General features: G+C 34.9%; 15 protein-coding genes. 7 read left to right on the top strand and 8 right to left on the bottom strand.

The window, feature by feature from the left end:
- From darH to ACM9HF_RS00425, 4 genes are read right to left on the bottom strand one after another with little or no spacing between them, the layout of a single operon-like run.
- The gene (darH, locus tag ACM9HF_RS00440) at positions 1 to 1,005 is read right to left on the bottom strand and encodes a BtrH-related acyltransferase DarH (RefSeq protein WP_473613547.1); all 1,005 of its coding nucleotides are present in this window, start codon (positions 1,003 to 1,005) and stop codon (positions 1 to 3) included.
- Positions 1,002 to 1,406, bottom strand: a complete 405-nt coding sequence (locus ACM9HF_RS00435) for a DarG family dialkylresorcinol biosynthesis protein (protein ID WP_473613546.1) — start codon at positions 1,404 to 1,406, stop codon at positions 1,002 to 1,004. The genes darH and ACM9HF_RS00435 overlap by 4 nt, the downstream gene beginning before the upstream one ends.
- A gap of 1 nt (position 1,407) precedes the next feature.
- Positions 1,408 to 2,553 (bottom strand): beta-ketoacyl-ACP synthase III, encoded by a 1,146-nt coding sequence (locus ACM9HF_RS00430; RefSeq protein WP_473613545.1) that lies wholly within the window; start codon positions 2,551 to 2,553, stop codon positions 1,408 to 1,410.
- 7 nt (positions 2,554 to 2,560) lie between these two features.
- Entirely contained in the window at positions 2,561 to 3,484 is a 924-nt protein-coding gene (locus ACM9HF_RS00425) for a dialkylrecorsinol condensing enzyme (protein WP_473613544.1), read from the bottom strand.
- Positions 3,485 to 3,499: 15 nt separating this feature from the next.
- On the opposite strand from ACM9HF_RS00425, the gene ACM9HF_RS00420 reads away from it, so the two are divergent.
- A complete protein-coding gene (locus ACM9HF_RS00420) occupies positions 3,500 to 4,048 on the top strand; it encodes a DUF2141 domain-containing protein (protein ID WP_473613543.1) in 549 nt (182 codons plus the stop codon).
- 63 nt (positions 4,049 to 4,111) lie between these two features.
- Here the strand turns inward: ACM9HF_RS00420 and ACM9HF_RS00415 are convergent, their stop codons facing one another.
- The 3 genes from ACM9HF_RS00415 to putP form a co-directional block, all read right to left on the bottom strand.
- Positions 4,112 to 4,963 (bottom strand): hypothetical protein, encoded by an 852-nt coding sequence (locus tag ACM9HF_RS00415; protein ID WP_473613542.1) that lies wholly within the window; start codon positions 4,961 to 4,963, stop codon positions 4,112 to 4,114.
- A gap of 55 nt (positions 4,964 to 5,018) precedes the next feature.
- The gene (locus ACM9HF_RS00410; RefSeq protein WP_473613541.1) at positions 5,019 to 6,401 is read right to left on the bottom strand and encodes a DNA recombination protein RmuC; all 1,383 of its coding nucleotides are present in this window, start codon (positions 6,399 to 6,401) and stop codon (positions 5,019 to 5,021) included.
- Positions 6,402 to 6,754: 353 nt separating this feature from the next.
- Positions 6,755 to 8,242 (bottom strand): sodium/proline symporter PutP, encoded by a 1,488-nt coding sequence (putP, locus tag ACM9HF_RS00405; RefSeq protein WP_473613540.1) that lies wholly within the window; start codon positions 8,240 to 8,242, stop codon positions 6,755 to 6,757.
- Positions 8,243 to 8,606: 364 nt separating this feature from the next.
- Between putP and ACM9HF_RS00400 the strand changes: the two genes are divergently transcribed.
- The 4 genes from ACM9HF_RS00400 to ACM9HF_RS00385 all read left to right on the top strand — a co-directional run bounded on the left by ACM9HF_RS00400 (position 8,607) and on the right by ACM9HF_RS00385 (position 17,182).
- Positions 8,607 to 9,182, top strand: a complete 576-nt coding sequence (locus ACM9HF_RS00400; RefSeq protein ID WP_473613539.1) for an RNA polymerase sigma factor — start codon at positions 8,607 to 8,609, stop codon at positions 9,180 to 9,182.
- Positions 9,179 to 10,222, top strand: coding sequence for a FecR family protein (locus ACM9HF_RS00395; protein WP_473613538.1), 1,044 nt, complete (start codon positions 9,179 to 9,181; stop codon positions 10,220 to 10,222). The genes ACM9HF_RS00400 and ACM9HF_RS00395 overlap by 4 nt, the downstream gene beginning before the upstream one ends.
- Positions 10,223 to 10,662: 440 nt before the next feature.
- Positions 10,663 to 13,287: a TonB-dependent receptor plug domain-containing protein gene (locus ACM9HF_RS00390; RefSeq protein WP_473618346.1), complete on the top strand. Its 2,625-nt coding sequence runs from the start codon at positions 10,663 to 10,665 to the stop codon at positions 13,285 to 13,287.
- Positions 13,288 to 14,275: 988 nt separating this feature from the next.
- A complete protein-coding gene (locus ACM9HF_RS00385; RefSeq protein WP_473613537.1) occupies positions 14,276 to 17,182 on the top strand; it encodes a TonB-dependent receptor plug domain-containing protein in 2,907 nt (968 codons plus the stop codon).
- 166 nt (positions 17,183 to 17,348) lie between these two features.
- Here the strand turns inward: ACM9HF_RS00385 and ACM9HF_RS00380 are convergent, their stop codons facing one another.
- Positions 17,349 to 18,872 carry a fumarate hydratase gene (locus ACM9HF_RS00380; RefSeq protein WP_473613536.1) on the bottom strand — a complete coding sequence of 508 codons (1,524 nt, stop codon included), beginning with the start codon at positions 18,870 to 18,872 and terminating at the stop codon, positions 17,349 to 17,351.
- Between the two features lie 212 nt (positions 18,873 to 19,084).
- On the opposite strand from ACM9HF_RS00380, the gene pabB reads away from it, so the two are divergent.
- Both pabB and ACM9HF_RS00370 read left to right on the top strand, forming a co-directional pair.
- Positions 19,085 to 20,533: an aminodeoxychorismate synthase component I gene (gene pabB / locus ACM9HF_RS00375; RefSeq protein ID WP_473613535.1), complete on the top strand. Its 1,449-nt coding sequence runs from the start codon at positions 19,085 to 19,087 to the stop codon at positions 20,531 to 20,533.
- Between the two features lie 92 nt (positions 20,534 to 20,625).
- The gene (locus tag ACM9HF_RS00370) at positions 20,626 to 21,195 is read left to right on the top strand and encodes a CoA pyrophosphatase (protein WP_473613534.1); all 570 of its coding nucleotides are present in this window, start codon (positions 20,626 to 20,628) and stop codon (positions 21,193 to 21,195) included.
- The last annotated feature ends 164 nt before the right edge of the window (positions 21,196 to 21,359 follow it).

Here is a 21,359-nt window from a genome sequence, read left to right as displayed (position 1 = left end):
TTATTTGCTCCACGCTAATAGCTTTTCTCGTAAAAGAGTTTCATGTTCAGCACATACTCTTAAACTTGCAGATACTTCTTCTAAAGTGATATTTTTACGTTTTTTACAAAACAGTACGGCTTTCATCGCAAACTCTCGCCATAAATCACCTACTTCGGTGGTAAATTGAGAGATTTGATGTAGTTCATCGTCTTTTAATAATTGCGAAGCTTCATCTAAAAAGCTTGCATACATAAACCTAAAGCCTGCACCGCCGGTGCCTATTTCTTCTTGCATTCTAACGATATTACTTAAAAACATGCCAACTTCTTGTTCTGGCGCGTTTTTGAGTTTATCTATTTTTTTAGCTAAGTGATAAATGCCTTTGATACCAAAAAAAGGCAGTATAAGACCATTCATCATTTTGGCTGTTTTTTTAATACTTTTTCTAATTTGTATAGCTAGATCTCCTGTTACTTCGGGTTTATCCATAACATACATTAAACCTTTTGCCGCCAGCATACCTTTAGCAAAACGCGCTTGTTTTAAGTTTTCTGCAGGACAAGTAACAACGTCTTCAAACACAGGATCACTGATCAGATAATCACCTGCTTCATTTTTTCCATATACCATTAAGTTATGTGCGTTAAATTGGAACCTCATATCTTCAGGAAAATAAGGTAACCAATAAACTGAAGTTTGTAGGCCCACTAACTTTCCATTTGCTAAAGCTTCATCTAATGCTTTCATTCCTTCGTCTTCATTTGAAAATTTTTGCGAAGTTAATTTCACATTAAGCTTTTTACACACTGAAGAGATAATTGACTTAGGCGGCATACGATAAGCAATAAGCGGTAGTCCGCCCACTTTAACCATAGGTAAATACACAAACATTAATGCTGAAGCTAAACCAAATACCATAGGTTCTGATAACTCATACCCTTGACTATTGAGCATGTTAGCCACTACGCCTGATTCACAATGAGAGGATTGACGATGAACAATATGATTTAAAGGCGCATTCATGATTTTATTACCGGTTTTTTAAGTTCTTCTAATGAAATATTAAACACAGTGCAGTATTTCATTAATTTTTTGTCTGATAATTTATTGAATGTTTTCACTGTGATATGACGCTTAATTTGCCATTGAAAAAAGCCAGTTGCATGAGCTAAAGACATTAAGTCGAAACGAAATAATGGAATGTAATAACCTAAAGGCGATACTTTTCCTTGTTGGTAATCGATTGTCGCTTGGGCTAATTGTTCATCTAAAGCTTTTACTGCCATTTCGGTTGCAAAGCCTTCTACTTCCCAGCCAGAAGATTTTACGCCTTCATAATGACCTTCGTCACCTACTGCATATATCAGCTTTTTATGGCCACTGTATGATTTACATGAGTCTTGAGGAACTTCTTCTTTTTTCATATTACACCACGGTTAATTGCATAAAGGCGCTTGAAAAGCGTCCACTTTCAGGAATATAACACAATATTTTTTGTCCTGGTTTAAGCGCTTTAGTTTTAAATAGTTCTTCTAACATAATAAAAATAGAGGCTGATCCTGTATTCCCTTTTTCAGTCAAATTAGTAAACCACTTTTCATACGGAATAGAAAAATCAATATTCACTAAACCTTCAAACAATCTTTCTCTGAAGTAATGGGAAGAATAATGAGGAAGGAAGTAATCGTAATCTTGCGCTACTATGCCTCTTTTACTGATAATTTGAGACAAAGCTTTTTCAACAGTGGTTCTTACAATATTTTCATTTAACAATTTAACGTCTTGCTTCACCGACATTATCGAGAGCTGTTCTCTTTGTTGAGCACTGTAATTCATCCAACCAACGAGTTGCCCATCTTTTTTGTCAGCTCCAGAATACATGCAAGCTTCCATTTCATTAGCAAAAGAAGATACATCAATCCAATCAATTTCTAACGAGATTCCTTTGGCGTTAGGTTCATTTGACACTAAAACAGAACCTGCGCCGTCACTTAACATCCAGCGTAAAAAGTCTTTCTCGAAAGCGATTTCAGGTGTTGTATTAAGCTGTGAAAGTTTATGTTCGCATTCAGCTTCAAAGTTCTCAGATTTCATAATACCTGACGCAAGTTCACTTGCTACCACAACACTTTTATTACTTTCACCGGCTTTAATATTTAAAAAAGCATATTTCAATGCAGTTATACCACATAAGCAAATACCTGACGTTGAAACAGCTTCACAAGGAGGGTTCTTTAATTCACCATGCACCATAACTGCATGATTTGGCATAACTTGATCTGCCATAGAAGTACTAGCAACTAAGCTATCAATAGCGTTTAGTTCAGCTTCAGAATTAAAAAGTTTACGTACGGCAGCTGCGGCTAAAGACGCATTAGTATAATTAAATTCACCTGTTTGAGGATCTATACCATAGTAGCGAGATTTAATACCGTTACTTCTTAAAATTACAGGTTTAGCACGAGATTTTTTACCTGCTATTTTACCAATAACTTCTTCCATATCTGAGTTTGAAACTTTCTCATTAGGAAGTACTGCTGAAATGTTATTAATAAATACACGTTTTACCATAGCTCGTTTACTCTCCTGAAGGTTGAGCATAATACTGTTTTTGTTTAGATATTTTATCTTTAAAAATTGAAGAAAGTAATTTAATAATTAATGCGGTAATAGGTACAACAGTAATAATTAAAGCTAATAAAAAAGTGGTATAAAAACATAACCCTAATTTTCGACGTATCGTATTTTGAGGACCTAAAAGCATTAATAACTTGCCCCAAACTTTAAAACTGCGATGCCCTATTTTTTCACTAAAAATAAATTTTTCATTTACTTTTACCGCTTGCAACCCTTGCATTATCGGTTCAGACAAATCTTTTTTATTTAGTTCAACGTCTTCAAATCGTTCAATAATCGCATCACCAAAACGTTTTGCATCCGTAATATCTTTATCTGAAACGCCTGCTTTTGGCACCCAAGACCATGATTTTTTCTTGCCAGTAAACATCCATAGAGGTGTAGCTAAAAAGCTAAAACCAGCGCCACATTCATCTGCCAGAACGATATTGTCAATTAACTTCGCGCCTAAATTATTCAATAAACCTTTCATTTTCTCTTGCGCAGTTAACCACATACCACGGCAACCCAGTACGGTAATAGTTGGCGTGTTTTTAAAAAGTATTTTGGCGTCTTCTGTTTGTAAGAAGCTTGATATAGGTAAAGAAGGCGACAAAAACCACACTTGATAAGACAAAATAATTAAATCGTATTTTTTATGGATAGGTGCACGCGATGATAATTCGATCGGCTTCATATAAACCGATTCAGGCATTATTTGAAAAAAATCAAAAAAAGACCAAGGGAAAGAATAGGCTGCTTTAGGAACAACTTGATGGTAATCAATATTAATGTCTTTAGCTGCTTTTAAAGGCCCTGTAATAGCGTTTGTTATTTGAGTTAATTGCCCTGTTTGCGAATAACCAATAACTAATACATTTCGCACTAAATAGTCCTTTTATTGCCCGATAAAATTAAGTGGCGTATCATAGCAAAACCTTTTGTAAATAAAAATGCCCTACTCGTGAACTTCAAGCCTCTCATATACTTATTTATATTTACATTCTTTTTTTTTAGTTTTATCTCACTCGCTACACCACAAGATAAAGCATTTAAGTTAGCCATCACCATCAAAAAATTAAAAACACTTGATGCGCCAATAACATTTGAATTATTTAAGATCGTTAATGAAAAGTCAGCACAATGGACGTTACTCAAGCCACTAAAAACAAAAACTATTACCTTAAATGATAATCAGCTTATTGTTTATTTTGATGGGGTAACGCAAGGGAAATATTCAATCAGAGCTTTTCAAGATATAAATAAAAACAATATATTAGATACGTCTATATCTTCAATTCCTAAAGAGCCTGTAGCTTTTTCACAAAACCCCAGTTTATTTAGCGGTGAGCCTACAATTGAAGATACAATGTTTTTGGTTCAATCGGATATGACGATACCACTTAATTTTAAGCATCCTAAAAAGAAGAAAAAGAAGAAACACAAGTGATACAACTCTCCCCACAAAGCTTTTATAAAATCGACAATTAAACAAAAGCTTTAGCGTTTTAAGTTAGGCCTTATATTTTTGAATAATAGCGTTGAAATCTACCGTACCTTTAACATAAGAGTTTTCAACTTTTGGTAAGTCGTTATAAGCATCATGAGCATAATCTCTTATTTTAGCTACATTCGATTTTTCAGAGACAATTTCCATAACTTGAGTGTAACGTCCATTATTAAGAGCACCTAATGCTCGGCAAATCCAAGCCAGTGGATCAACTTCGTATGCTGCGGCTTTGGTATGGTTATTGAGAATAAACTCGCTTAAAGCATCGGCAATATCACTATCAACCTCGCCATTAGCTTGAACTCTTTGAGCAATGGCTTTTATTGAACGTAAGTCTCCTTTTGCAATAGCAAACAAGGTACGTTCTTTTTTGTTTAAGCTCGCTTTAGGTACAACAGATTTAATTTTTAGCGGCTTGTTTACTTCAGGTTTATTTACTGAAGATTTATTTACTGCAGTTAAATCTATACTCCCTCTTTTATATTCATCTTGGCTTTTAGGGAGTTTTTTAAAAGAACTTTTGGCGTATTTTCTTAATTTTTTATGAGTTTTACTATTCGCTATATTTATAAGTAAATTTCTATAACGTCCATCGTTTGTCGCCGCTAACGCTTTACATGCCCAAGATAAAGTATCTACTTCAATAGATAGCGCATTTTCATATTTAGATAATAATATTTCAGCTAATATATCAGCATTATTTCGAGTGTTTTCACGACCTGCAGCCATTGTTTGAGAAGCTATTTTTATTTGAGATAAGTTACCCGAAATAAGTTGCTGATAAACATCAGCTTTGGCTATGAAGCTAAACGAAATAATAAATAATACTAAAGCTGACGTTAATAATTTTTTCACAAATAGTCCTTTAAAAATACGATGTACCGAATGTAAATAGGCTTAAAAATTTATTTTACTTCTTTTCTTCAATTAAATCTAAATCAACACTTTCTATTTTTTCAAAACGGTTTGATATTTTATCTGCTGAGGTATGAATCTGCTTAACATCATTTGCCGCTTGATCTATATGTTTGGCTAAGTTATTAAATCGACTTCTAAAGCGCCCAAAATCATCCGACAAACCTGATAAATGAGCTTGTATTACATGAATTTGTTTACGTGTTTCTTCGTCTTTCAGTACTGATCTAGACGTAGTTAATATAGCCATTAACGTTGTTGGCGACGCTAACCAAACGCGTTTTTTATTAGCGTAATCAACCAAGTCACTTTGATGAGCATGTATCTCGGCAAAAATAGCTTCAGCAGGAATAAACATAATAGCGCCGTCTGAGGTTTCTTTATCTATTAAGTATTTATCGCTAATGTCATTTATATGTTTTTTAATATCCACTTTAAATTGACGTTCAGCGGCTTTTCGATCGTAATCACCTAACTGATTATCTGCCATTTTTTTATAACTTTCTAATGGGAACTTGGAATCGATAACTACATTACCCGTAGGTTTGGGCAACATTAATAAACAGTCTGCTATTTTTCCGTTTGATAAAGTATGCTGCAATGAAAAATGTTGTTCTGGTAACACGTTTCTGATTAACGCGGTAAGTTGTACTTCACCGAAAGCCCCTCTTGAACGTTTGTCTGCAAGTACTTCTTGTAGGCTCACAACATTGGTTGATAACTCGGTTATTTTCTTTTGAGCATCATCAATAAGCGCGAGTCTTTTCAAAATATCATTAAAGGTTTTAGTGGTTTTTTCAAAGCCTTCCGCTAAGCGTTGCTCAACTTGCGCGTTAATTTCTTTCAGTCTTTTATCGGTTGACTCAGTGAGTTTTTCAATACCTTGGCTTAATTGTACAGCAGACGATTCAAGAGATTTAGCGAGTTCTTGGCGATTAGATTGACTTGCTTTAGATAAATGTTCAACAAGTTGGTCAACGGCTTTATGTTGATTTTGACTAAACTGCTGTTGGTGTTCATGTAGCGCTTTAAGAATTTGTTCACTGAATGTATTTTGTTGCTGTTGTTGCTGCTGGCTTTGCTCTAATTGCTGACGCATGAGTTTCATTTTCAGATCAGCAATTTGTTGTTCCATGTAAGGTTTAAATGAATGCGTAATTTGACTTAATTGGCTTAATTCAACACCTCGTTCAATACTATTTTGTTTGGCTAAGGTTTGATCATTTATTAACTGAAATAAATGTTCGTTAATTAAAGACACTTTCGATCGCTGACTAAAATACTGAACGATATTAATAACAAAGATCACAACAAGTAATATAAAAATTCCTACTGTTGAATACTCGTTTAACAACCTAAATAACTCGTCTATTTGCATACCTGTCCAAAACTGTATAAATAACCAGTTTAATTAGAGCATATTTTCTTTCTAAGATTAAGTTTAATTCGTTAATAATGTGAAGTTTATTTAAATAAGCCAAAAGCTTGGTCATAGTTTAAAACAACTATGACGACTTTGATTAAAAATAGTTTTATGATTGGCTGTAACGCTGCTAGTACTAAAGGCTGTGAGATAGCTTTACAAGTAATTAACCATTAGGCTGACTAGAATGGTCTTATACCCGTTACCAATCAAGGGACTATTTCAGAGCACTTGAATGCTTACGGGTATAAAACTTCGCTAGATACCAAAATCTCAATATCCAGCGATATTTCAAATACGCTATAAAATTAAATGTGATGCGTTAACATTTCATCATGCTTAGCTAAAACCTCAGTATCATCTTGAGGTGCCAATTTACTTACCACATAAATAACTAAAGAACATAAAATAAACCCAGGAACGATTTCATACATTACTGAACTTAATGACTCACCATTAATAGTGATAGGAACATAGACCCATAATAATACAGTTATCGCTCCTGTTATCATTCCAGCTAAAGCAGCATTTTTGGTCATTTTTTTCCAATATAAACTACCAATAACAACAGGCCCAAAAGCGGCACCAAAACCTGCCCAAGCGTTACTCACTAATGATAAAATAGATGAGTCTCGATCGTAAGCTAAGTAAATTGCAACTAACGCCACTAAACACACAGATATACGTCCTACGAATACTTGTTGCTTATCTGTAGCATCGCGGTGTAAAAATGTTTTATAAAAATCTTCAGTTAAAGAGCTTGATGTAACCAATAGTTGGGAAGAAATGGTACTCATAATGGCAGCTAAAATTGCTGCTAATAAAAACCCAGCAATTAATGGACTAAATAGAATTTGAGACAAGAGAATAAAAATAGTTTCAGGGTCATCAAGCTCTATGCCGGTTTTGGCCACATAAGCAATACCAGAAAAGCCTGTAGCCATAGCTCCAATAATAGAAACAATCATCCAACTCATGCCAATACGACGAGCTGTAGGCATATCTTTAACACTACGAATAGCCATAAAGCGAACAATGATATGAGGTTGACCAAAATAACCTAACCCCCAAGCCATCGCTGAAAGAATACCAATTAAGCTCACCCCACTAAAAACATCTAACAAGGCAGGATTTATGGTATTAATGCTTGAATGCATTTCTGATAAGCCCCCTACTTCACTAATCGCTACTATGGGCACTAAGACCAATGCAACAAACATTATACAGCCTTGAACAAAATCAGTTAGGCTCACAGCTAAAAAACCACCAAATAATGTGTACGCTACAACAACACCCGCTGTAACATATAAGCCAACTTCATAATTTAAACCAAAAGAACTTTCAAATAACTTGCCACCAGCAACAATACCACTTGAGGTATAAAGCGTGAAAAAAACAACAATAACAATCGAAGAAACTATCCTTAACATGCGTGACTTATCATTAAAGCGATTTTCAAAAAAATCGGGTAATGTAATTGAATCATTAGCCACTTCAGTATAAGTTCTCAAGCGAGGCGCAACGATAATATAATTTAAAAATGCGCCTATAACTAAGCCTATTGCAATCCATAAACTACTCAGACCTGAAATATACATAGCGCCAGGTAAGCCCATTAACATCCAACCACTCATATCAGATGCTCCAGCAGAAAGCGCAGCAACACTTGGGCTTAAGCTTCTCCCGCCAAGCATATATCCGGAAACATCATTTGTTGATTTATAATACGAATAAAGCCCTATACCAAGCATTGCACTAAAATAAAGACCTAAAGAAAAAAGTGTTTCAAATTCCAAAATAATTTCCACCGTTATAATTATATTTTAATTGTGTACGTAAATTTATTTATCAATACAGTTAAAGAGTCTATCTAACAACTAATCCATACATATTTATCAAAATATTTATAATCATCAGCTTTTATCAACAAACATAACCTTCTATAAAATATAGCTTAAGAAATTTTCGATTATAATCTATTTTTGTTATACGCTATATTTAAATACATTCATCCCCTATCAAGATGAACATTTTGTCACCTTGAATGTGACTTGAATATTCATTTCTATGTAATATTTTTTTATCGTTTTTACTAAAATAATTACGGATTAAGCCGTAACTAAACTCTTTAATAAAATAGCGTATTATTGGAAACATTAAATGCCAACAAATAAGCAGTCGAACAATCAAGTTTTAGCCGCTTTTCAATCATGTAGAGATGGTTTAGTGCGTTCGATTATGAAGATGAGTGTAAAACAACAAGATGTTGATGATATTTTACAGGAAACATTTATTAGGGTTTTAAACTCTAATGCTAAACAACAAATAAAATCCCCTAAAGATTACCTATTTGTTGTTTCAAGAAATTTAGTTCTAAAAAAATTAATACAACAATCAAAAGAAATACATACAGAATTAGATGAGGCTTTACTAGAAGACGATGTTGATAATAAAGTTGAAAAAGAGCTATACCAAAAACGTAAGTTTGAGCGTTTTAGTAAAGTATTAAGTTCATTACCTGAAAAAAACCGTCGGGCGATATTGTTAAGAAAATTATACTGCTTAAGCCATAAAGAAATAGCAAAAAAAATGGATGTATCAGTTAGTTCAGTTGAGAAATATATTGCTACAGGCTTAAAACAGTGCAAACAATCACTTTATGCACAAGGATATGAAATCAATGAACTTGAACTTCCAACACAGCTACATCAATCAAACAAAGAGCGTATAAAATGAATCCAAGCAATAAAGTAATTCCACTTCATTCAGAGAATACGATTGATGACGAAGCGTCTATTTGGTTAGTACGACTAGATAATGGTAATTTATCTGATCAATCAAGAAAAGAGTTAAAGATCTGGTTAGCAGCAGATAAAAGACATCCTATAGCATTAAAAGCTATGGCTAACATTTGGGATGATATAGATGAAGTACTTATTAATATTGATAATGATAATGAAAGCTCGTCAAAAAACACATATTTATGGTCAGTCTTAAAGCCTATTTTTGCACCTTATGTTTTAGCCGCAAGCATGAGTTTTTTAGCTGTTTTTATTTGGTTAGCGATACCTAATAATGTGCAAAAAAATTCATATGCTACTTTAGTAGGACAACAAATGAATGCAACATTTGATGACGGTTCAATCATACACTTAAATACTAATAGCCGAATTGAAACTGAATTTTCTGATGATAAACGTATAATTAAATTAATAAAAGGAGAAGCTTTATTTGAAGTTGCACATGATCCTAATCGCCCATTTATTGTGTATGCTGGAGATCGTCTAGTTCAAGCTATAGGAACAAAGTTTGTCATTCATTTGGAACCTGAGAATATTCAAGTCACGGTTACTGACGGTAAAGTTAAAATGTCAAAAGTAGCACTTAATACTAAATTAACCGATATTGAAGAGTTAAATAATACAACAATTAATAAAGATGACGTTTATATTGCTAAGGGTGAAAAAGTTATAGTAGCCAGTGATCAATCTCCAAAATTAACACGTATTAACCCTGAAAATATCAAACGTGAACTTTCATGGATTGATGGAAAATTAGTATTTGATAATAAAGAGTTTGCAGATGTCATTAAAGAAATTAACCGTTATGTAAACATAGAGATTGTACTAAAAGATCCCTCACTGCATAACATACGAATAAGTGGCCGTTTTGACTTAGAAGATAGTGAAGCGCTAATTGAAGCTATAGAACTTTCTTTTAATATGAAGTCTCAGCGCCTTGATTCAAATAAAATATTGCTTACTAAAAAAACATAACCACCTTAAAAAATAAAATAACATAAATTATCAGTACCTTAGGCTTTATAATAAAAGTGATAAAGCCTAAAAGCCCCTATTATTTTGTCAGATTAATGGTTACAGAAACATTCTAAATATTTAAGAAAAATCTTTTATACCCGTTTTATTACATTATCTACCTAACCCTATCGATACAAGACATTCATACCAATTTGAATAATTAACCCAAATCCGGGTTAACTAGCAATAACAAGTACAAAAAAATAAACAATAAAATCAACAACAAAAAAATTAAAAATAAAAAAAACAAAAAATAAATAAGTTTTTTTACGGATTCCCATACATATTGGCTCTTTAGAACTAAGTTGCAAATGTTAAATAAATAGCAACTGAACTAAATAATTAAAAAATCAATAATAAGAATTAGTCTTCAAATTTAATAAGGGAAAAATATGTCTATAAAATTTCGTAATACTACGTTAGCGCTTGCTGTGAGTGTTGCTCTAGGAACAACCGCTGTTTCTGCTGCTGAGAATGAAGCCGGCGCAAAAGAAGAAAAAGTTGAACGTATCGCTGTAGTAGGCTCACGTGGTGCGCCTCGCTCAGTAAATGATTCACCCGTTCCCGTTGATTTAATTGGAGCTGACGAATTAGGTAAAGCAGGTAACACTAATATGCTAGACCTTATTAAAGGAACCGTTCCTTCTTTTAACGTTCATGAAAATCCTATCTCAGATGCGGCTAGTTTAGTAAAACCCGCTAACTTACGTGGTCTTTCATCTGACAGTACATTAATCCTAGTTAACGGCAAACGTCGTCATCGTGCCTCTGTTATTGCCTTATTAGGTGGTGGTATTAATGATGGTGCACAAGGTCCAGATATTTCTGTTATTCCAAGTGCTGCGTTAAAGCAAGTTGAAGTATTACGAGATGGTGCTGCGGCACAATACGGCTCAGATGCTATTGCGGGTGTAATGAACTTTGTTTTAAAAGATGATGATGAGGGTGGAAACCTTACGGTGCGTCATGGTTCATACTACGAAGGAGATGGCGATACTACAGAAGTGTCCGGTAACATAGGCTTACCATTATCTGCCAATGGCTTTGCTAATTTAAGTTTTCAATATAAAACAGCTGATGCTACAAGCCGAAGTGTACAGCGTGCTGATGCCGCCGCTTTAATCGAAGCCGGTAACACGGATGTTGATAGTTTAGCTCAAGTTTGGGGCTCTCCTGAAGTAGAAGATGATCTGACTGTTTTTGGTAACTTTGGTCTAGATTTAGGAAATGGTAAAGAAGCTTACATGTTTGGTAACTTCTCTGAACGTAACATTAAAGGTGGTTTTTACTACCGTAACCCACATACTCGTAGTGGTGTATATAGTAATGGTGATACAGACGGCGTAGATACAAATGGTGATGGTAAAATCAATGGTGATATAGTTAATGGCGTTCAAGATGAAAACTATCAACCTAACATTCTTATTGCTGATTTAGATGGGCTTGATAATGGTATTGCTTGTCCTACAGTTAATGTCACCAGTAGTAATGTGTTAACACAAAGTGATTACGCTTTAATTGCGGATGATAATACAGCCGTTGGTCAAAACTGTTTCGCATTTAATGAAATGTTACCGGGTGGTTTTACACCTAACTTCGGTGGTAACATCGTTGATACAGCTATTACTATGGGGACTCGTGGTGAGATAAGCGATACACTTAAATATGATGTAAGCGGCTCAGTTGGTTTCAACGAATCCACTTATGTTATCTATGATACGCTTAATGCTTCTTTAGGTCCTGTCACTCCGCGTGACTTTAGTCCGGGTAAACATACTCAATTAGAAAAATCATTTAACATTGATTTAGTGAAAGAATTTGAAGCAGGTATGGAGTCTCCATTAATTGTTGCTGGGGGTTACGAATGGCATTCAGAGTCATTTGAAGTGACTTCAGGTGATGTCGCGGCTTTTGAAGCGGGTCCATTAACTTCTCAAGGTTTTGGTATTGGTTCAAATGGTTTCCCTGGTTTTAAACCTTCTGCCGCCGGTAAATTCTCTCGTCAAAACTATGCTTTATATGTCGATGTAGAAGCACAATTTACTGAAAATTTCTTAATGGGCGCAGCTTTACGCTATGAAGATTACAGCTCATTTGGTGATACAACAAATTACAAGTTAACAGCTCAGTACAATATTACTGATGAGTTCTCACTTCGAGGCTCATTAAGTACAGGTTTCCGAGCGCCTACAGTTGGTCAAGCTAACTATTCAAATGTACAAACAAACTTAAGTGATGGTGTGTTAAGCGACTCAGCCCTACTACCACCGACAAACCCAGTAGCGATCCAATTAGGCGCAACAGAGCTCACACCTGAAGAGTCTGAAAGTTATGCTTTTGGTGCTGTATGGGATATTAATGGTTTCTATTTCACATTAGATTACTATAACATCCAAGTTGAAGATCGTATTTCTCAATCAGCTAAATATAATTTAGACGATAATGATAAAGACGTATTAAAAGCGGCAGGTGTACCCAATGTTGACTCTATTCAACAAGTGAGTTTCTTTACTAATGATTTTGATACAACCACTCAAGGGGTTGATTTTGTAGCGAACTACTCAACTTCATTGCTCGATGGTGATACAACGTTTGCATTAGCTTATAACTGGAATGAAACTGAAGTTGATAAGTTTTCTCCTGAAATTACGGGTGATTTCAAAGTATCTCGTTTAGAAAATGATTTACCGAACCATAGAGGAACATTTACATGGTCTCAAGGTTGGGAAATGATTAGTATGTTTACTCGTGTAAACTACTACGGCAAATATCAAGGTGTTCATGTTGATTATGATGCCACTATCAAAGAAGGTGATGCTGCAGTAACTGTTGATGTTGAAGTGAGTTACTTTGTAAATGACGATATTACTGTTTCTTTAGGGGCTCAAAACATTTTTGACCAAGAAGCAGAAAAAATTGATTGGTCTGGTGATAACAACAATTGGGGGGGCAAATATTATGAAACCTCTCCATTTGGCTTTAACGGTGGTTTCTACTACGTAAAAGCATCTTATAACTTTTAATCAATAAATAAAGTAAATTTGTTCTTATAAAAATCTCAGCTTCGGCTGAGATTTTTATATTTAAGGCACTGACTAATACCATCACATTTAATTAATAAAACAACTCAACTTTAATAAAACAACTCAGCTAGGGTCTGCTGCTCTTTGCTGATTTTTTTACAGCAGTTTATTAGCCTTTTATACAAGGCAGAGCATATGTTTGTCGTTATCTAACCTGAACTCGGTTTAAGATACACTTAACACATTGAAATATAATAAAAAACAATTTCATTGTTCCTCTAGTTTGCTAATTTTTCTTAATTCAAGGAAAATTTCGCGTCAATACTCCCCTATTACAAGTAAATTTAACGCAGAAGTTAGGAAAACTAGCTGCTAGAGAAGCATTTGTTAAGCCAAGCTCAGGTTATCTACTCTAATAGGCGATAACGTAGTAGAAATGGCTAATAAACGCTATCCTACGGATCTATTTCTTGCTCATTGTTGCAGAAATTTACATAGCACAACTAGGCAACATTTCTTGCACCGCGATCAACAAGCATTTAATTCGAACAAAATTTAAACATAAAAGTTCAATAGACCCTAATTAACCTCAGCTCGGGATAAGCAAAGTTACTCAACAAGCTATTTTTATGCCTAACTTCGTTGAATTTATTACTAATAGCTAGCTATTAGATAGAAAAATTCGCCTTGTTATACACAAAAATATCAATGTTGAGAGACTAATATAACTTAGGAAAACAACGATACAGATTAAGCCTTTGATAAATAATAGTTTTAATTTATTATCTAACATTCATTAACCCGAGTTGAGGTTAATTAAAGCTATAGCCAATAGTCGAAATTCTTTCATGATGATAAGATAACAGTAATACTGGCTAGCATGATGTTGTTGTCACACTGAAACAGTTGATTGAAGATGCCAATAGTTACCATATACAACAAAGAAAAATAATCAAAACATTCACTCAAACAGCGAGATAAGTATTAAGTGTTAAGTCGCCGATTAAAACATAATAAAGAAAAAAATATTCAGTTTCATATTATGTTTTTCTTATTATGGTTAGGCAATACTCTAGTGTGTCAAGCTGCTGAACGTTACCACTTTAAATTACCAGCAATGGATGCGGCTACCGCTCTCAATAAATTAGCTGATATCTCTGGCTATTCTCTTTTATACCCCTTTGATGACTCAATTGTTGTCATGACTAACCCTATTATAGGTACTTATTCACTGGAAGATGCTCTCACAAAGATTCTTTTAAATACTCCTATCAATGCCATTGCGACTAAAAAAAGAGTCATTGCTGTATCATCTGTTTTAAATAATTTCGAAGATTTAAAAAACAAGGTAATTAAAACAACCCCCACCTTACCCACTACTAACTCAGCTTCGTTCCCTGAATCCCCTTCTAAAAATTCTACAATAGAAATCGAAGATGAACGTATTCAAATTACAGGTTCACGTCGAATAAATCGTTCACCTAATGAAGCACTAGCACCATTAGATATTATTAATAAACAAGATTTAAAAACACGAGGTAGTCTCGATATTATATCGACACTCTCCACTGTTATGCCTTCGTATAACGTAAATCAGGAAGCCATTAGCGATGCAGGTACTATAGTAAGACCCGCAAATATTCGAGGGTTACCTACTGATAGTATTTTAATATTAGTTAATGGTAAACGACGTCATCGTAGTGGTGCTATTTATGAATACATTTCAGGATTAAATGTAGGGGCCCACGGAGTGGATTTAGAGCCTATACCTAGTATTGCTCTTAAAAGTGTAGAAGTTTTAAGAGATGGCGCTGCTGCGCAATATGGATCAGATGCTATAGCTGGTGTGATTAACTTTCGATTAGAAAACAGTGCCGAGGTCAATCGTATTGAAGTGCATACGGGTCAATATTATAAAGGGGATGGTGCTCAATATAAGCTATCTGGTATTTTAGGAACCACTATTAATGATAGTGGTACAGCCAATTTATCATTCGAGTTTTCAGAAAGTAATCCCACATCTCGTGGGGTTCAAGATCCTGCGGTTCAAAGCTTAATTGATAGTGGTATTAGCGAAAATGATATACAAGATCCTGTAGTACCCTGGGGAGCCCCGGATATTGCTAATAACCTAAAACTGTTTGGCAATGTAGAAATAGATGTTGGGGATAACAACAATTATAAGCAACTTTATCTTTTTGGTAACTGGGCGCAACGTGATGTAAATGGCAGTTTTTTTTATCGTAACCCTAATACAAGAGCAAGTATATTTACTAACCCAGACAATGGTACTCGCCTATTCTTTGACATGACTAATAATCAAACAGGGAACTGTCCAGTACCGACTATCCCTGGCAGTAGTGGCGATGCTGAAGCCTTAGCAGCAGTTATAGCCAATCCTAATTGTTTTTCTTTTAATGAACGTTTTCCAGGTGGCTTCACCCCTATATTTGGCGGTAAAGTAACTGATGGTAGTATAGTGGCGGGTATACGGGGCTCGTTAAATAACAATGACGCTGAACTAACTTATGACATAAGTATGGCCGTAGGTAGAAATCATATTGATTATGAATTATTTAACAGTGCTAATGCCTCGTTAGGTGAAAATTCACCAAAAGATTTTAAATTAGGTTCTCAAATTCAAACAGAGCGTGTATTCAATACTGACTTTACCTATCCTATTGATGTTGGTTTTGAATCTGAACTCAATGTTGCCTTTGGTTACCAAAACTACTTTGAACAATTTGAAGTTGTCGCTGGAGATAGTGCATCTTATGAAATAGGCCCTTTTTCGAGTAATGGTGAAGCCATAGGTTCAAACGGTTTCCCTGGTTTCTCACCAGATACTGCTGGTATTAACGTTCGTACATCAAATGCCGTATATTTAGATATTGAAGCCGACGTAACTGAAGCTCTTTCGGTATCATTTGCGATAAGGTATGAAAAAATAGAAAAAATAGGTAATACTTTTGACGGTAAGCTTTCTACCCGTATACAGCTTACCGATGAAATTGCATTACGTTCAACGCTAAGTACTGGCTTCCGTGCCCCCACTGTTGGCCAGTCAACTCTTCAACGTATATCCACATCCAATTCGATCGAAAATAATGTAGTTGTTCAACAAGGCTCACAATTAATAAGTGCTTTGAGCCCTATTGCAACGGCACGTTCAGGAGGAAAGCTTGAACCAGAAACAGCCACTAGTTTTAGCTTCGGTATATTATCTGAAATAAGCCCTGTTAATGTTACTTTGGATTATTTTTATATTGATGTAGATGATAGATTATCACTATTTACGAGTGAAATAGTGGCAAGTGACACACCATTATTATCTATCTCAGGAATTAGTTCAAACGTAACCAACATTCAATATTATGCTAACGATTTCAACTCAGTAACTCAAGGCATTGATTTAGTAGTCAGTTTACCATTTGAATTTATGGGGGGAAGCGATATTTTATCGTTAGCGTTTAATTATACTGACACAGAACTAGATGTTACTAATCCTAAAAGCCCCATATCAAATGCTAATGTACGTAAAGAACGTGAAGATGGAATTCCAAAAACTAGAGGTGTATTAACATATTCACACTCACAAGAAGCATTACATACAATGTTTCGTATAAATTATTATGGAAGTTTTTATAATGCACAATTTAATGATGTATCTCTGCTTGAAAAAGTTGATCCTGTTATCATAACTGATATGGAAATTTCATATGATATTACAGATAATATAGAAGTTGCTTTGGGCGCTAAAAATATCTTTAATGTATTTCCAGATGAATATAGTCAAGGGCGTAAATCTGGATTTTTAGGTGCTATATACCCTTTAAACTCTCCGAGTGGCTTTAATGGTGGTTATTATTACCTTAGTATGGGGTGGGATTTCTAATCTAAAAAAACGACAACAACAGTAATAAAGTTATGTTTTTCATAAAGATCAAATATAGCTATAAAACAATATTATTTTACGCTTCCTGTTTTTTAAGCAATAAAAAACGCCATAAGTTTTACCTTATAGCGTTTTAGTAAAGCTAGATAAGCGTTAACTAAAGATTTTAGCCTTTAGTTTTCTTGTCTTCTTCTTCAATATTTAATTTCCAAATTTGAGGACCAGTAACATGTGCTGATTCACCTGTAGAATCTACAGCAACTGTTACAGGCATATCTTCAACTTCAAATTCGTATATTGCTTCCATACCCATGTCTTCAAAGGCAACCACTTTCGCTTTTTTGATTGCTTTAGACACTAAGTATGCAGCGCCACCAACGGCCATTAGGTAAACTGACTTATGGTTTTTAATGCTTTCGCACGTTGCAGCACCACGTTCAGCTTTACCAATAGTACCTAACAAGCCTGTTTCAGCTAGCATCATTTCAGTAAATTTATCCATACGTGTTGCGGTTGTTGGGCCAGCCGGACCAACCGCTTCGTCGCCAATAGCATCTACTGGTCCAACGTAGTAAATAAACTTGTCAGTAAAGTCTACGGGTAACTTCTCACCTGCTGCTAACATTTCTTGAATGCGTTTATGAGCTGCATCACGACCTGTTAAAATAGTACCCGAGAGTAAAACAGTTTCGCCTGTTTTCCATTCGCTAATATCAGCTTTCTTAAGCTCATCCACATTAACACGACGTACGTTTTCACCTACTTCCCATGTAATTTCAGGCCAATCTTCTAATTTAGGTGGCTGAAGATCCGCAGGACCTGAACCGTCTAAATGAAAGTGTACATGGCGAGTTGCCGCACAGTTAGGGATCATAACTACAGGTTTAGATGCCGCATGAGTTGGCACAGAGTTAATTTTAATATCAACAACCGTTGTTAAACCCCCTAAACCTTGAGCACCAATACCTAATTTATTTACGCGTTCAAAAATTTCTAAACGTAGTTCTTCTTCCGCATTTTGTGGGCCACGGTCAATAAGTTCTTGAATGTTTACAGGGTCCATTAAGCTTTCTTTAGCCAATACACCTGCTTTTTCAGCCGTACCACCAATACCTATACCTAACATTCCTGGAGGACACCAGCCTGCGCCCATAGTTGGTAACGTTTTAACAACCCAATCAGCAATTGAATCGCTTGGGTTTAACATTACCATTTTAGATTTGTTTTCTGATCCGCCGCCTTTCGCTGCGATCATAATTTCAATACCGCCGCCAGCAACCATATCAATATGAACAACCGCTGGTGTATTATCTTTCGTATTAATACGTTTACCCGCGGGGTCTGCAACAATAGAAGCACGTAAAGGATTATCAGGATTCATATAAGCACGACGTGTGCCCTCATCAACCATTTGCTGAACGGTTAAATCAGTTTTATCCCACTGAACATCCATACCTACTTTCACAAAACACGTAACAATACCAGTATCTTGACAGATAGGACGTTTACCATGGGCAGACATACGAGAGTTAATAAGAATTTGTGCAATCGCATCTTTAGCGGCTTGGCTTTGTTCTTTGTTGTATGCTTTTTCTAATGCTTGAATAAAATCAAGCGGATGATAATAAGAAATATACTGAAGTGCATCTTCAATGCTATCGATGAGGTCTTGCTGTTTGATAATAGCCATAATTTACCTTTGTCACATTTACCTTGAATTTAGATAAACCCTATGAATAAAGAATTCATGAGAGGAATTAGTTGAAACTTATAATTTTGCCGATATGATACCTTGCTTACTAAGGTGCTGCTACTAACTTATAGAAGTATCTTAATTCAGTTTAGTAATATTAATTATTCACCTTATAATTAAACATTCATCTTATAAAAAGTATGCAGCCTTTGTTAAAACAACACACTCATTCATCTCATCCTATAAATTCAGCCGTTGAATTAACTTCTAACGTCATTATTTTTGATGACAATATTGTGTCTAGTGATATTTTTACACACTTATCAAATTTACCTTGGGCAATGTGGCTAGATTCTTGTGATAACAATCATGTTGATAGTCAGTTTGATATTTTAGTGTGGGATCCTGTTGTTACTTTAGCAACAAAAAACAAAACAACCAAAATAGTGAATGTTGCAAATAACTCAACAATAACAAGTACTGAAGATCCACTTTTCTTGGTTAACCAAGCTATTGAAGAAACCTTTTCAAATATTAACATTTCAGCATCAATAAAATTTCCATTTAAAGGAGGCGCTGTCGGTTATTTTGCTTACGATTTAGGAAGAGAATTTGAAGTATTACCTGAGCTTTGCGAGCAAGATATTCATATTCCCGAAATGTCGGTAGGTATATACAACAAAGCAATAATTTTTGATAACAAAACACAGGTTTTTCATTTGCTTTGTTTAGAAAACGAAAGAAAACAAACTGAAATCGATCTTTTTGCTCTAATTAAAACAGCCAATCAAAGCAAGAGATTAGAATTTACATTAGATTCTGATTGGTTATCAAATATGACCCAAACAGAATACGCGCAAAAGTTTAATCAAGTACATGAATACTTATTAGCGGGGGATTGTTACCAAATAAATTTAGCACAACGTTTTTCAGCCAGTTATTCTGGCGACGAATTTCAAGCGTATAAAACCCTGCGTGAAGAAAACAACGCCCCTTTTTCGGCTTTCATACGCCTTGAAGATGCGGCTATTTTAAGTATATCTCCTGAACGATTTTTACAACTTAACGAACATCAAGTTCAAAGTAAGCCAATAAAAGGGACACGCCCAAGGCATCACTTACCTGAGCTTGATCAACAAGCCGCAGAAGACCTAAAAGCTTCTGCAAAAGACAAAGCTGAAAACCTAATGATTGTTGACCTACTTCGTAACGATATCAGTAAAGTATGCGAAGCAGGATCTGTTGTTGTACCTAAGTTATTTGATATAGAAAGCTTTCCCGCGGTACACCATTTGGTTAGCACAGTTGAAGGAAAACTCTCTGCGCAATTTAACGCAACAGACTTATTACGCGGTGCTTTTCCCGGTGGCTCAATTACTGGCGCTCCTAAAATTAGAGCAATGGAAATTATTGAAGAATTAGAGCCTCATAGACGAAGTGTATATTGCGGCTCTATCGGTTATATTTCTGCCTGTGGCAATATGGACACTAGCATAACGATTAGAACCTTAATTTGTGAAAACAATAAAATATATTGCTGGGCGGGTGGCGGTTTAGTTGCAGATTCGGTTCTCGCTGATGAATACCAAGAAACCTTCGATAAAGTGAATAAAATCATACCTGTACTTAAAGGGACATTTTTTCATTCAAAAACTTAATAATTAACATACTGCTTTTGAATTAGATTGTTAGCCAAACTTAAGTTAAGCTAAAAGTATTTATAAATAACACCTTTTTAATCGAGTCCTTAATGACAAAAGACGAATTTTTACTTAAGTATTCATTAAATAAGCGCTCTGATTCCTTACATAAATACCAGCACCACAAACCGCTGAAAGAAGCTGCAGTACTTATTCCTCTTGTTGACGATGGTGATCAGTTAAACGTAGTACTAACTAAACGCTCACTAAATTTAAGGCATCATGCAGGTCAAATTAGCTTCCCGGGTGGAAAGGTTGAAAAAACAGATACCAACTTAATTGATACCGCATCACGAGAAACCTTCGAAGAAATAGGCGTCCCACCTGAGTTAATTAATATTGTAGGGAGCTTACATTCTTATCAGGTCATTTCAGGTTTTATTGTAACGCCTTATATTGCTTTTATTCCTAACGATTATGAATTCATTAAAGATACCAATGAAGTAAGTGATATATTTCAAGTACCGTTAAAGTATTTTTTAGATACATCAAACCACATAGCAATTAACGTACAACGTAAAAGCTTTTCCCATAATGTGCATTTTATGCCATACAAACAGCACAACATATGGGGCGCAACCGCTTCAATGTTGAAAGACTTAGCTATTCATCTTAGTTAACCTGAACTCTGGTTAGTTAAATCCCCTCCACTTACTACCTTTATTCAACTCCCTGCTAAAATTAAAAACATCTAACAAAAATGATCATATTTTTGTTGTTATAAATAAGAGTTTTCATATACCATTACAAAATAATATTTCACCAAAACAAAAGTCAACAAACT

It is taken from the genome of Colwellia sp. RE-S-Sl-9 (genome assembly GCF_048296855.1).
GTDB lineage: Bacteria > Pseudomonadota > Gammaproteobacteria > Enterobacterales > Alteromonadaceae > Pseudocolwellia.
The sequence above is the reverse complement of the archived record's forward strand: the minus strand, read 5'-3'. Positions and strand labels throughout refer to the sequence as shown.

Coding starts and splice junctions, on each gene's coding strand:
- darH (WP_473613547.1), bottom strand. CDS start 1,005: ATGAATGCGCCTTTAAATCATATTGTTCATCGTCAATCCTCTCATTGT.
- ACM9HF_RS00435 (WP_473613546.1), bottom strand. CDS start 1,406: ATGAAAAAAGAAGAAGTTCCTCAAGACTCATGTAAATCATACAGTGGC.
- ACM9HF_RS00430 (WP_473613545.1), bottom strand. CDS start 2,553: ATGGTAAAACGTGTATTTATTAATAACATTTCAGCAGTACTTCCTAAT.
- ACM9HF_RS00410 (WP_473613541.1), bottom strand. CDS start 6,401: ATGCAAATAGACGAGTTATTTAGGTTGTTAAACGAGTATTCAACAGTA.
- ACM9HF_RS00400 (WP_473613539.1), top strand. CDS start 8,607: ATGCCAACAAATAAGCAGTCGAACAATCAAGTTTTAGCCGCTTTTCAA.
- ACM9HF_RS00395 (WP_473613538.1), top strand. CDS start 9,179: ATGAATCCAAGCAATAAAGTAATTCCACTTCATTCAGAGAATACGATT.
- ACM9HF_RS00380 (WP_473613536.1), bottom strand. CDS start 18,872: ATGGCTATTATCAAACAGCAAGACCTCATCGATAGCATTGAAGATGCA.
- ACM9HF_RS00370 (WP_473613534.1), top strand. CDS start 20,626: ATGACAAAAGACGAATTTTTACTTAAGTATTCATTAAATAAGCGCTCT.